Annotated in this window: 10 protein-coding genes; 8 read left to right on the forward strand and 2 right to left on the reverse strand. The window is 63.9% G+C overall.

Going from position 1 to position 12,910, the window contains the following annotated elements:
* Nucleotides 1-83: 83 nt before the first annotated feature.
* Both B3098_RS17830 and greA read left to right on the forward strand, forming a co-directional pair.
* The gene (locus B3098_RS17830; RefSeq protein ID WP_175126046.1) at nt 84-1,394 is read left to right on the forward strand and encodes a solute carrier family 23 protein; all 1,311 of its coding nucleotides are present in this window, start codon (nt 84-86) and stop codon (nt 1,392-1,394) included.
* Nucleotides 1,395-1,810: 416 nt separating this feature from the next.
* Nucleotides 1,811-2,287 carry a transcription elongation factor GreA gene (greA, locus tag B3098_RS17835; RefSeq protein ID WP_175126060.1) on the forward strand — a complete coding sequence of 159 codons (477 nt, stop codon included), beginning with the start codon at nt 1,811-1,813 and terminating at the stop codon, nt 2,285-2,287.
* A 130-nt stretch (nt 2,288-2,417) separates the two neighbouring features.
* On the opposite strand, the gene B3098_RS17840 is transcribed toward greA, so the two are convergent.
* Nucleotides 2,418-3,020 carry a YhbY family RNA-binding protein gene (locus B3098_RS17840; RefSeq protein ID WP_286898110.1) on the reverse strand — a complete coding sequence of 201 codons (603 nt, stop codon included), beginning with the start codon at nt 3,018-3,020 and terminating at the stop codon, nt 2,418-2,420.
* 18 nt (nt 3,021-3,038) lie between these two features.
* Here B3098_RS17840 and B3098_RS17845 point away from each other — a divergent pair, with 18 nt between their 5' ends.
* The 5 genes from B3098_RS17845 (at nt 3,039) to B3098_RS17865 (ending at nt 8,959) form a co-directional block, all read left to right on the forward strand.
* A complete protein-coding gene (locus B3098_RS17845) occupies nt 3,039-3,671 on the forward strand; it encodes an RlmE family RNA methyltransferase (protein WP_175126048.1) in 633 nt (210 codons plus the stop codon).
* A gap of 221 nt (nt 3,672-3,892) precedes the next feature.
* The gene (gene ftsH / locus B3098_RS17850; protein WP_175126049.1) at nt 3,893-5,779 is read left to right on the forward strand and encodes an ATP-dependent zinc metalloprotease FtsH; all 1,887 of its coding nucleotides are present in this window, start codon (nt 3,893-3,895) and stop codon (nt 5,777-5,779) included.
* Nucleotides 5,780-5,797: 18 nt separating this feature from the next.
* On the forward strand, nt 5,798-6,643 hold the full coding sequence (gene folP / locus B3098_RS17855; RefSeq protein ID WP_175126050.1) for a dihydropteroate synthase: 846 nt from the start codon (nt 5,798-5,800) through the stop codon (nt 6,641-6,643).
* Nucleotides 6,640-7,983 carry a phosphoglucosamine mutase gene (glmM, locus tag B3098_RS17860; RefSeq protein WP_286898112.1) on the forward strand — a complete coding sequence of 448 codons (1,344 nt, stop codon included), beginning with the start codon at nt 6,640-6,642 and terminating at the stop codon, nt 7,981-7,983. The genes folP and glmM overlap by 4 nt, the downstream gene beginning before the upstream one ends.
* Nucleotides 7,984-8,152: 169 nt before the next feature.
* Nucleotides 8,153-8,959, forward strand: coding sequence for a GNAT family N-acetyltransferase (locus B3098_RS17865; protein ID WP_175126052.1), 807 nt, complete (start codon nt 8,153-8,155; stop codon nt 8,957-8,959).
* A gap of 159 nt (nt 8,960-9,118) precedes the next feature.
* Here B3098_RS17865 and ppx read toward each other — a convergent pair whose 3' ends face one another.
* A complete protein-coding gene (ppx, locus tag B3098_RS17870) occupies nt 9,119-10,606 on the reverse strand; it encodes an exopolyphosphatase (RefSeq protein ID WP_175138261.1) in 1,488 nt (495 codons plus the stop codon).
* A 219-nt stretch (nt 10,607-10,825) separates the two neighbouring features.
* Here ppx and ppk1 point away from each other — a divergent pair, with 219 nt between their 5' ends.
* A complete protein-coding gene (gene ppk1, locus B3098_RS17875) occupies nt 10,826-12,901 on the forward strand; it encodes a polyphosphate kinase 1 (protein WP_286898113.1) in 2,076 nt (691 codons plus the stop codon).
* The last annotated feature ends 9 nt before the right edge of the window (nt 12,902-12,910 follow it).

A 12,910-nucleotide genomic window follows, 5' to 3' on the forward strand; every position in this document is an offset into this window, starting at 1 on the left:
GTTGCCCCCGTTTGATGGCCCCCTTTACACTGGCGCCCGCTCGCAGTCTGAAACCCTAATCCGTACCATCCCCCGGGGAATCCATGTCCAATTCCTACTTTCCGCGCTGGCGCCTGGCGGACGACGCCGAGCCCGGCGTCATCATCGCGCCCGATGAACGGCTGTCCTGGCCCAAAAACGTGGCCATGGGTGCCCAGCACGTCGTTGCGATGTTCGGCTCGACCGTGCTCGCGCCGCTGCTCATGGGTTTCGATCCCAACGTCGCCATCCTGATGTCGGGCATCGGCACGCTGATCTTCTTCCTGTTCGTGGGCGGACGCGTGCCCAGCTACCTGGGTTCCAGCTTTGCATTCATCGGCGGCGTGATCGCGGTGACCGGCTATGCCGGCGGGGGCGCCAACGCCAACATCGGCGTGGCGCTGGGCGCCATCATCGCCTGCGGCCTGGCGTACACGTTGATCGGCGTGATCGTCTGGATCGTCAATGCGAGGGCAGGCGGTGGCGCCAACTGGATCGACACGCTGATGCCGCCCGTCGTGACGGGCGCGGTTGTCGCGGTGATCGGCCTGAACCTCGCGCCCATTGCCGCCAAGGGCGCGATGGGCGCCTCGGGTTTTGACAGCGCCATGGCCATCGTCACGATCGTCTGCGTCGGCGGCATCGCCGTCTACACGCGCGGCATGGTGCAGCGCCTGCTGATCCTGGTCGGCCTGATCCTCGCCTGCGTGGTGTACGCCGTGCTGGCCAACGGTCTGGGCCTTGGCAAGCCCATCGACTTCACCGCCGTGTCGGCCGCAGCCTGGTTCGGCCTGCCGCACTTCGCGGCGCCCGTCTTCAAGGCCGAGGCCATGGGCCTCATCGTGCCGGTCGCCATCATCCTGGTGGCCGAAAACCTGGGGCACGTGAAGGCCGTCAGCGCCATGACTGGCCGCGACCTGGACCGCTACCTCGGCCGGGCCTTCGTCGGCGACGGCGTGGCCACCATGGTGTCGGGCGCCGTCGGCGGCACGGGCGTCACGACCTACGCCGAAAACATCGGCGTGATGGCGGTCACCCGCATCTATTCCACGCTGGTGTTCGTGATTGCTGCCCTGATCGCGATCGTCCTGGGCTTCTCGCCCAAGTTCGGCGCGCTCATCCAGACGATCCCGGGACCTGTGCTGGGTGGCATGTCGGTGGTGGTCTTCGGCCTGATCGCCATTGCCGGCGCCCGTATCTGGGTCGTCAACCAGGTCGATTTCACCGACAACCGCAATCTCATCGTGGCTGCGGTCACGCTGGTGCTGGGCGCGGGCGACTTCACCATCAAGCTGGGCAACTTCACGCTGGGCGGCATCGGTACCGCCACGTTCGGCGCGATCATCCTGTACGCGCTCTTGCGGCGCACGAAGTAACGGCGACATGCGGGGCGCCGAGGCGTCCCGCATCGTGGCCCAAAGTCTATCGTTCAGTAGTTTCCTGGCCTGGGAGGCTCCCGGAAAACCCTCGGTTCGCGCGGGAGTCCGTCGGGGCCGGCAAGGCCGCAAAGCCTTTTCGGTGCGAAATCGCCGGTTTTAGCGGGTTACAGCGCCGAAATGCGCCGAAAAGGCCGTTTTCTCCGGCGGCTTGCAATTCCCGCCGAGATTGACCACAATATGACTTTGATTGCCCCGGTTCCGACCCGAGCCGGGGTTTTGTTTTGGTCGCCCGCGCCGCTCGCCAGATTTTTCCAAGCATCAAATGGCAAACAAAAGGCAAGCGCGCCGGTCCTGCGGCCTTCACCGAGAACGCTCCTTCGGGGCGTTTTTCTACTTTTTGTTTGGGAAACGACATGTCTGCCATTCCTTTGACCGTGCGCGGGGCCGAGCGCTTGCAAGAAGAGCTCCAACGGCTGAAAACCGTCGAACGTCCTGCCGTGATCAACGCAATCGCCGAGGCGCGCGCACAGGGTGATCTGTCGGAAAACGCCGAGTACGATGCCGCTCGCGAGCGCCAAGGTTTCATCGAGGGCCGGATTGCCGAGCTTGAAGGCACGCTTTCCAATGCCCACCTCATCGACCCGACCTCGCTCGAGGCCGAAGGCCGCGCCGTGTTTGGCGCTACCGTCGATATCGAAGACCTGGATTCGGGCGATCGCGTTACGTATCAGATCGTCGGCGACGTTGAAGCCGATATCAAGTCCAACCTGATTTCCGTGTCCAGCCCCGTGGCGCGCGCGCTGATCGGCAAGAGTGAAGGCGATGTGGTCGAGGTCGTTGCCCCGGCAGGCGTTCGCGAATACGAAGTCCTGGGCGTGCGTTACATCTGACGCAAGCGCCACAAGCAGTAAAAATGTCAAACCACCCTGGCCCGGACGCTACGTTCGTCTGAATTCCGCGGTACATTGCGGATCGCTATGGTGGACCGGGCGCGTAAAGCGCCCGTTTTTGTGCCTGGACTTACCTTTTTGCGGTCTTGCGGCTGGTGCCGCTGCGGGCTCCGGCGCGCAGGCTCATCGCGCTGCCGGCGCGGCGCGGAATGCCGTGGCCGCCAGTCGTGGCGCGCTTGTTGGAAGGCCGCATCGGCTTGCCGTTCTTGTTGAGTTCGTCCAGGGGGACGTAACGCTTCTTGGCGGGTGCGGGCTCTTCGGATTCGCTGCGGCGCGGGCGCTTGGCAAGGGTCCTGCCTTCGGCGGCCAGCTTCTTGGGCGTGTAAGGTTCCGAGGCGCGGCGTTTGGCAGGCGCTTCGGGTTCCTGGGCGGCCAGCGCGGCGGGCTTGATGTTGCCGGGCAGCGGGCGGAACAGGATCAGGGTCTTGCCCAAGTGATGCACGGGCGCGCAGGATAGCGTCTCGCAGATCGTGGCGAGCATGGCGTCCCGGGCTTCACGGTCGTCGCCGCCCGCGCGAACCTTGATGAGGCCATGCGAAGTCAGCGCCCGATCGATTTCCTTCAGCACGGCGTCGGTCAAACCGTTGTCGCCAATCAGGACGACGGGGCGCAGAGGGTGAGCGGCGGACCGCAGGTCGCTGCGCTCACGAGAGGTAAGTTCTAATATAGGCATGCGTGGAATTGTACGGTAATGGCCAAGAATAAATTCTCTAAAGACTGGATTCACCAGCACATCAACGATCCCTATGTGAAGCTGGCGCAACAGAAGGGCTATCGCGCCCGCGCCGCTTTCAAGCTGATCGAGATCCTCGACACCGAAAAGCTGATGCGCCGGGGCGACCTGGTCATCGATCTGGGCTCCGCGCCGGGCAGCTGGTCACAGGTGGCGCGCGAGCGGCTCGCCGGGCCGGGCGGCGTCGTGGACGGGCGCATCATCGCGCTGGACATCCTGCCCATGGAGCCCGTGGCGGGCGTGGAATTCATCCAGGGCGACTTCCGCGAAGACGAAGTCTTGAAACAATTGGAAGACATGGTCGGATCGCGTGCGGTGGACCTTGTTATTTCAGACATGGCCCCCAACTTGTCCGGGGTGGGTATTGCCGACTCCGCGCGCATCCAGCATGTTTGCGAATTGGCGATGGAATTTTCCTGCGCCCACCTCAAGCCCAACGGGGCGCTGATCGTCAAGGCTTTCCACGGCACGGGCTTCTCGCAGATCGTGGAATCCTTCAAAAAGCGCTTCCGCCGGGTGGTCGAACGCAAACCGAAGGCCTCTCGGGACAAGTCCTCAGAAACCTTTCTGGTGGCGCGCGATCTGAAGTAACCCTTCCGTAATCATCCGGGGCAAATCGTCCCGGCCAAGAAAACCCCCGTCCCGCCGAGACAACGACCAGAAAACTCAAGAATCAAATGTAATTAAATGGGCCCCACGGCTGCCAGGACGCAACTCCGTCCTACAGGTTAGAATGGGCTATTGACATACTTGTGACTGTGCCATACGCGGGTGCGCAGTCGCCGGTCGGAATCGAAAGCAGGAGATCGACCTTGAACAATTCATTTTCCAAAGTCGCTGTCTGGATGGTGATAGCCCTGGTGCTGTTCACCGTCTTCAAACAGTTCGACGGACGCGCTCAGACCCAGGACGGTGTGACTTACACGCAGTTCATGGACGACGCCAAGGCGGGACGTATCCGCAAGGTCGACGTTCAAGGCGACGTGCTCTACGTCACCCCGGACGCGGGCCGCGCCTATACGCTGACTTCCCCCGGCGATCTCTGGATGGTCTCCGATCTGCTGAAGTACGGCGTGCAGGTTTCGGGCAAGCCGCGCGAAGAGCAGTCGCTCCTGATGAGCATTTTCGTCTCGTGGTTCCCGATGCTGCTCCTGATCGGCGTATGGGTGTTCTTCATGCGACAGATGCAGGGCGGTGGCAAGGGCGGCGCATTCAGCTTCGGCAAATCGCGCGCCCGGATGCTCGACGAGAACACCAACCAGATCACCTTCGCTGACGTCGCCGGTTGCGACGAAGCCAAAGAAGACGTGCAGGAACTGGTCGACTTCCTGCGCGACCCCAGTAAGTTCCAGAAGCTGGGCGGCCGTATCCCGCGCGGCGTGCTGATGGTGGGTTCGCCCGGTACCGGCAAGACGCTGCTGGCCAAGGCCATCGCCGGCGAAGCCAAGGTCCCGTTCTTCAGCATCTCCGGTTCGGACTTCGTTGAAATGTTCGTCGGCGTGGGCGCGGCCCGTGTCCGCGACATGTTCGAAAACGCCAAGAAGCACGCTCCCTGCATCATCTTCATCGACGAAATCGATGCGGTGGGCCGCCAGCGTGGCGCCGGCCTGGGTGGCGGCAACGACGAACGCGAACAGACCCTGAACCAGATGCTGGTTGAAATGGACGGCTTCGAATCCGGCCAGGGCGTCATCGTGATCGCCGCAACCAACCGTCCCGACGTGCTGGATCCGGCGCTGCTGCGTCCGGGCCGTTTCGATCGTCAGGTCGTGGTGCCGCTGCCCGATATCCGTGGCCGCGAGCAGATTCTGAAGGTCCACATGCGCAAGGTTCCGCTGTCGCCCAATGTCGACGCGACCATCCTGGCGCGCGGTTGCCCGGGCTTCTCCGGCGCCGATCTGGCCAACCTGGTCAACGAAGCCGCACTGTTCGCCGCCCGCCGCAATGGCCGCACGGTCGATATGTCCGACTTTGAAAAGGCCAAGGACAAGATCATCATGGGCGCCGAGCGCCGCTCCATCGTGATGCCCGAAGAGGAACGCAAGAACACCGCGTACCACGAATCCGGCCACGCGATCGTCGCGCGCATGCTGCCCAAGACCGACCCGGTCCACAAGGTCACCATCATCCCGCGCGGCCGTGCGCTGGGCGTGACGATGCAGTTGCCGGAAACCGACCGCTACAGCATGGACAAGGGCCGTCTGCTGTCCACCATCGCCGTGCTGTTCGGCGGCCGTATCGCCGAAGAAATCTTCATGGACCAGATGACGACGGGCGCCTCGAACGACTTCGAACGTGCCACCGCCATCGCCCGCGACATCGTCACGCGCTACGGCATGACCGACGAACTGGGTCCCATGGTCTACGCCGAGAACGAAGGCGAAGTCTTCCTGGGCCGCAGCGTCACCAAGACCACGCACATGTCCGAAGCCACCATGCAGAAGGTGGACACCGAGATCCGCCGCATCATCGATGAGCAGTACGGCGTTGCGCGCAAGATCCTGGAAGACAACCGCGATAAGGTCGAAGTCATGACGTCCGCGCTGCTCGAATGGGAAACCATCGACGCCGACCAGATCAACGACATCATGGAGGGCCGCCCCCCGCGTCCCCCGAAGACGCCGCAAGGCCCGTCGGACACGTCCGATACGCCGCCGACCGGCTTGGCTGCAGGCGGTAGCACGGCAGCTGCGGTCTGAGGTTCTTCGTTCTGGTTTATGGCAAATAACTTCCTTTGCGGGCGCTTCGAGTTTGATCTCGAGCGCCCGCTTGTCATGGGCATCGTCAATGTCACGCCGGACTCGTTTTCCGATGGCGGCCAACACGACGATACCGATTCCGCAGTGGCGCATGCGCGCCAGTTGATCGAGGAAGGCGCCCAGATTCTGGACCTGGGTGGCGAATCCACGCGGCCGGGGGCCGACCCCGTGTCCGTGGCCGACGAGCTGAACCGGCTGCTCCCGGTGGTCGAGGCGCTGCGCGACTGCGGCGTGCCGCTCTCCATCGACACGTTCAAGCCGGAAGTCATGCGCGCCACGCTGGACGCCGGCGCGGACATGATCAACGACATCTACGGTTTCAGGCAGCCGGGCGCGATCGAAGCCGTCTCGCAATCGCGCTGTGGCCTGTGCGTCATGCACATGAAAGGCGAGCCTCGCACCATGCAGGCAGCGCCGCCCGAGTACACCGATCTGATCGGTGAAATCGGCCTGTTTCTGGGGGCTCGCGCGCAAAAGCTGCGCGCGGCCTGGATCGATCCTCGCCGCATCGTGCTGGACCCGGGTTTCGGGTTTGGCAAGACGGCCGACCAGAACTTTCAACTGCTGCGCCGGCTGTCCAGCCTGCGCAGTACCGGTTATCCATTGCTGATCGGCCTGTCGCGCAAAAACATGATCGGCCAGGCCACCGGCCGGCCGGTTGGCGACCGGCTGCCCGGCAGCATTGCCGCCGCGCTTGCCTGCGTCGCGCGTGGCGCCTCCATCGTGCGCGTGCACGATGTTGCGGCCACGGTGGATGCGCTTAAGGTATGGCAGGCGGCTGAACAAGGAGCAATCAGTTCATGATTCGACGCAAATATTTCGGTACCGATGGCGTACGCGGTGAAGTCGGCGGTCCGGTGATCAATGCCGAATTCGCCTTGCGCCTGGGCTACGCCGCTGGCCGCGTGCTGGCCCGCGAGCACGCCGTTCGCGGCGCAAGCCGCCCGCAGGTCGTCATCGGCAAGGACACCCGGATTTCCGGCTACATGCTGGAGTCCGCGCTGGAAGCGGGGCTGTCCGCCGCCGGTATCGACGTGCTGCTGGCCGGCCCGATCCCGACGCCCGCGGTCGCCTACCTGACCCGCGCGCTGCGCTTGGTCGCCGGCATCGTCATCAGCGCCTCGCACAATCCCTACCAGGACAACGGCATCAAGTTCTTCTCGGCGCAGGGCATGAAGCTGCCCGACGAGATCGAAGCCGACATCGAAGCCGCGCTGGACGAACCCCTTGGTTGCGTCAGCTCGGAAGCGCTGGGACGCGCGCGCCGCATGGGCGACGCGCAGGGCCGCTATATCGAGTTCTGCAAGAGCACGTTCCCGAACGACCTGGACCTGAACGGCATGACCATCGTGGTCGACGCCGCGCACGGCGCCGCCTACAACATCGCGCCGCACGTCTTCCGTGAGCTGGGCGCCGAAGTCCACGCCATCGGCGTGCACCCCGACGGCTTCAACATCAACAAGGGCGTGGGCGCGCTGCATCCCGAGCTGCTGGCCAAGGAAGTCAAGGCGCGCGGCGCCCAGCTTGGCATTGCGCTGGACGGCGACGCCGACCGCCTGCAGATGGTGGACGGCGAGGGCCGCATCTACAACGGCGATGAACTCATGTACGCCATCGTGCGCGAGCGCATGCAGCGCGGCAAGGTCGAGGGCGTCGTCGGCACGCTGATGACCAACTTTGGTTTCGAGCGTGAAATGAAGCGCCTGGGCGTGGGCTTTGACCGCGCCAACGTGGGCGACCGCTACGTGCTGGAACAGATGCAGTCGCGCGGCTGGCTGTACGGCGGCGAAAGCTCCGGCCACCTGCTGTGCCTGGATTGCCACTCCACCGGAGACGGCATCGTGGCAGCGCTGCAGGTCTTGACCGCCCTGCGTCGCAATTCCGCCACGCTTAACAACTGGGTCAGCGACCTGCGCATGTATCCGCAAAAGATGATCAACGTGCCGCTGACGCCGGGCCTGGACTGGAAGACGCACGCCGGGTTGACCGCGGCGCGCCAGGCTGTCGAGGCAGAGCTGGACGGCCGGGGCCGGATTCTGATCCGCGCTTCGGGGACGGAACCCAAGCTGCGCCTGATGGTCGAGGCCGAAGATGAGGCGCTGGCGACCAATTCTGCAGAGAAGCTTGCGGCAAGCCTGGGGTAAACCCTGAGTTTCGATTTAATATGTGGGCCACGCGTCGAAATCGTCGCGTGGCCTTTTGTTTGTTTGCGTTTTCGATGCCGGTTTAAGCGTCATAGTCACGTAACATATTGGTCAAGTCATTGACATACAGGGCGTCCACACTGGCTGGACTCTCTAGGAGCTTCGCGCAATGCTGGAATTAGCACGCATCAATCCGAGCCGCAGTACCGCAGAACCCTGGACGGGCTCCGCCCCGAAGGTCCTGGCTGTCGGCCTGGCGCGTACCGCCGAAGAAATAGAGCAGATCCAACGCCTGCGCTATGAGGTCTTCACCGAAGACATGGGTGTCGTCTTCCCCGATGCGCAAGACGGCATCGAGCAAGACCGCTTCGATCCGTTCTGTGAACACCTGATGGTCCGCGAACTCGACACGGATCGAGTCGTTGGCACCTATCGGATCCTGACCCCCGAAAAGGCGCGCGAAGCCGGCGGCTATTACTCGCAGTCGGAATTCGACCTGTCGGGCCTGGGCGCCATCCGCGACGAAGTCGTTGAAGTCGGCCGCTCCTGCACCCACGCCGATTACCGTGGCGGCGCGGTCATCATGCTGCTGTGGTCCGGCCTGGCGGAATACCTGCGCCGCGGCGGTTACGAATACGTGCTCGGTTGCGCCAGCGTCAGCCTGCGCGATGACGGCGTCACCGCAGCGGAAGTGTGGCGTACGGTGGCCAAGCAGATGCCACAGGGCAACGAGCCGCGCGTCACGCCGCTGCACCGCTACCCGGTCGAAAAGCTCAACAGCACCTTGCCGGCGCGCGTGCCGCCGCTGATCAAGGGCTATCTGAAGCTGGGCGCCAAGGTGTGCGGCGAACCGGCATGGGATCCGGATTTCAACGCCGCCGACTTCCCGGTGCTCTTGAAGATGGAGCGCATGGACGAGCGCTACCGTCGCCACTTCGGCCTGGACCAGCCGGCCATCATCGCTACCCAGCGCTAGACCCCATCCATCATGCGCCGCCTGTTCCGCCGAATGACAATCAGACTGATCCGGCGGGCCACCCGGCCGCTGCGCATGGAACTCAGGCGGCTGGATCGGGAAACCGATCTCTCGCCATTCTGATCAGCCGGGGCAGCCGCGCCGCCCCGTTCTTGATTTTCAGAACTCCAGCAGTTCGAACGAAAACCCGACCTTGTTCCACTCGGCTTCTTCCGCGCGCAGCGTGAAGTCGCTGAGCGGGTGTTCGGCCAGCCATTCGCGGTTGACGCGCACCACGATGGAGTTGTCTCGGACCGACGCGGTGAGGGGCAGGGGTTCGATCTCGCCGCGGCGGCGGAACAGCAACACCGCCAGACGCAGCGCCAGGATGGCCTTCCATTGCGGGCGCGTGCGCACCAGCGGTTCCACCTTGGCCAGCTTGCCCTGGTGTCCCAGCGCCAGCAAGGCCAGCAGTTGCTGGTCGGCGCGTGAAAAGCCCGGCATGTCGGCGTTTTCCAGTACGTAGGCGGTGTGCTTGTGATACGCGTTGTGGGCAATGGACAGGCCCACTTCGTGCAGATCGGCCGCCCAGCCCAGTGCGGGGCGCAGCTCGGCGCGCTCCTGGCCTTCCGGGAACATGGCGTCGAACAGGCTGAGGGCGGCGTGGCGAACGCGGCGCGCCTGGTTCACGTCTACGTGATAGCGCTTGACGAACTGGCGTACCGATTCATCGCGCTTGTCGTGCTCGTCGTCACGGCCCAGCAGGTCGTACAACACGCCCAGGCGCAGTGCGCCGTCGCCGGTGTGCATGACGTCGATGCCCAGCTCGTCGAACAGCGCGCTCATGATGGCCAGCCCGCCGGGCAGCACGTCGGCGCGTTCGATCTTGATGCCGGGAAGCTCGGACGGAATGACGCGGCCCGAGCGGATGAGACGGTCCTTCAGCTTGGTCAGGCCCGAGCGCGTGATGCCGCGGTCGGAATAGCCGCCTTCGGTCAGGATCGCAAAGAGCGCCTTGGCGGTGCCGGAGGAGCCATAGGCTTCCTTCCAGCCCATCTTGCGGTATTGCTTGGCGATGACTTCGATTTCGCGGCGCGCGGCCAGCTCGGCCTGCTTCATCTGGTGCGCATCCACCACGCCGTCCGAGAAGAACTGGCGGCTGTAGCTGACGCAGCCCATGTACAGCGAGGACATCAGGCCCGGTTCGTGGCCCTTGCCAATGATGACTTCGGTGGAACCGCCGCCGATGTCGATGACCAGGCGCTTGTTGGGCGAGGGGGGCAGGGTATGGGCCACGCCCGTGAAGATCAGGCGGGCCTCTTCGCGGCCGGCGATGACTTCAATGGGAAAGCCCAATGCGGCTTCGGCCCGGGGCAGGAAATCTTTGGTATTGCGGGCGACGCGGAACGTGTTGGTGGCAACCGCACGGACCCGGTTGGGGTGGAAACTGCGCAGGCGTTCGCCGAAGCGTTCCAGGACGGCAATGGCGCGGTCGATGGCGGCGTCGCCAAGCCGTTTTTCGGCGTCCAGACCGGCGGCGAGCCGGACGGTTTCCTTGAGGCGGTCGATCTGGTAGATCTGGGGCGTACCGTCCTGCTGAACGATGCGTCCGATGGAGAGGCGAAAGCTGTTGGACCCGAGGTCCACCGCGGCCAGAAGTTGATCCATGCGGCTCGTAATATTGGCTGTGAGGTGGACCGATTATAAGGACCCCATGTGACAACGCCGCCGGATACGGGTTTTTGCTTACGGAACAGAGGCTTGGAAGCCATTGTCCGGTGCGCCATATGTCCCGCATTTGACGTACCCTTAGCGATTGGGCGCTGTCATAGAACCGTCACCTGTTTGCAGTAAAACTTCACGCTCTCTTTTCGTATGGAATCCGGTATGCCCACACGTCCGCCAGGCGAGCCTCTGCTCATGAATCGCGAATTGTCGCTGCTCAAGTTCAACGAACGTGTGCTGGCGATGGCGGAGAATCCCAAGACGCCGCTGCTGGAAAGGCTGCGTTACGTGTGCATCGTCAGCTCCAACCTGGACGAATTCTTCGAGATCCGGATCTCCAGCCTGAAAGAGCAGCAGCGCCAATCGCCCAACCTGGTCGGCCCGGATGGCATGACGCCCGACGAGGCATTCGAATGCGTCCAGCAAGCGGTGCACGAACTGGTGAACCGCCAATACAACCTGCTCAACGATCAGATCCTGCCCGCCATGCACAAGGAGGGCATCGCGCTGCATCACGCATCCGAATGGAATCCGGAGCAGCAGGAATGGGCGCGCGACGTGTTCCACCGCGACGTGATGCCGCTGTTGACCCCCATTGGGCTGGACCCGGCGCATCCGTTTCCGCGCGTCTACAACAAGAGCCTGAATTTCATCGTGTCGCTGGCCGGCGCCGACGCGTTCGGCCGTCAGGCGTCCATCGCCATCGTCCAGGCGCCCCGCGCGCTGCCGCGCCTGATCAAGATGCCGCAGGAGCTCTCTGGGCAGCCCGAGGGCTACATCCTCCTGACTTCCCTCCTGCGCGCCTTCGTGGGCGAGCTGTTCCCGGGCCTGGAGATGCTGGGTTGCTACCAGTGGCGCGTCACGCGCAACAGCGACCTGTTCGTGGACGAGGAAGAAGTCACCAACCTGCGCCATGCGCTGCAGGGCGAGCTGTCGCAGCGCAACTTCGGCGCCGCCGTCCGCCTTGAGATCGACAAGCTGACGCCCGTCGAACTGGAAACCTTCCTGCAGCGCGAGTTTTCGCTCAAGGCCGACGACACCTATCGCGTGCCCGGCCCAGTGAATCTGTCCCGGCTCATGCAGCTGTGCAATTCCGCGGCGCGCCCGGACCTGCTGTTTCCCGACTACCGCGCGCCCGTGCCCGCGCCGTTTGACCGCGTCGGCGACAAGCCCGCGGAACTCTTTGAGGCGGTGGCCGAGTGCGACCGCCTGCTGCACCATCCCTATCAGTCGTTCCAGCCCGTCATCGACTTCCTGACCGCCGCCGCGCTGGATCCGGACGTGATGGCCATCAAGCAGACCATCTACCGCACCGGCGAGGACTCCGAGCTGATGAAGATCCTGCTGGCGGCCGCGCGCGCCGGCAAGGAAGTGACGGTGGTGGTGGAGCTGATGGCGCGCTTTGACGAACAGACCAACATCAACTGGGCCTCCAAGCTGGAAGAGGTGGGGGCGCACGTCGTCTACGGAGTAGTGGCGCACAAGACGCACGCCAAGATGGCGGTGGTGCTGCGCCGGGAAAAGGGCCGTCTGCGCCGCTATGCCCACTTGGGCACCGGCAATTACCACCCGCGCACGGCGCGTCTGTACACCGATTTCGGGCTGCTGACGGCGGACCCGAAGCTGTGCGAGGACATGGACAAGGTGTTCGCGCAGTTGACCGGCCTGGGTGCGCGCCGCGCGCTCAAATCGTTGATGCAGTCGCCTTTCACCCTGCACGAAGGCATGGTGTCGCTGATCCGCGCCGAGGCCCGCGCCGCCAAGGCGGGCAAACGGTCGCGCATCATGGCCAAGATGAATTCGCTACTGGAAGAGCAGATCATCGCCGAGCTGTACAAGGCCAGCCAGGCGGGCGTGAAGATCGACCTGATCGTGCGGGGCGTCTGCGCCTTGCGCGCCGGGGTGCCGGGGCTGTCCGAAAACATCCGTGTGCGCTCCATCGTGGGCCGCTTCCTGGAGCATTCCCGCGTCTTCTATTTCTATGCGGATGGTGAAGAGACCGTGTACCTATCGTCCGCCGACTGGATGGACCGCAACTTTTTCCGCCGGGTCGAGATCGCCTTCCCGATCTACGACAAGACGCTCAAGAAACGCGTTATCGACGAGGCCTTCACCTATGCGCTGCGCGACAACCAGCTTGCCTGGCAGCAGCAGCCAAGCGGCGACTACGCGCGCGTCAAGAGCCGCCGCGAGCCCTATAACGTGCACCAGTTCCTGATGCAGAAGCTGGGCGTGTAACAAGTTGGC

This window comes from Achromobacter sp. UBA2119 (genome assembly GCF_002331005.1).
Lineage (GTDB): Bacteria > Pseudomonadota > Gammaproteobacteria > Burkholderiales > Burkholderiaceae_B > Achromobacter > Achromobacter animicus.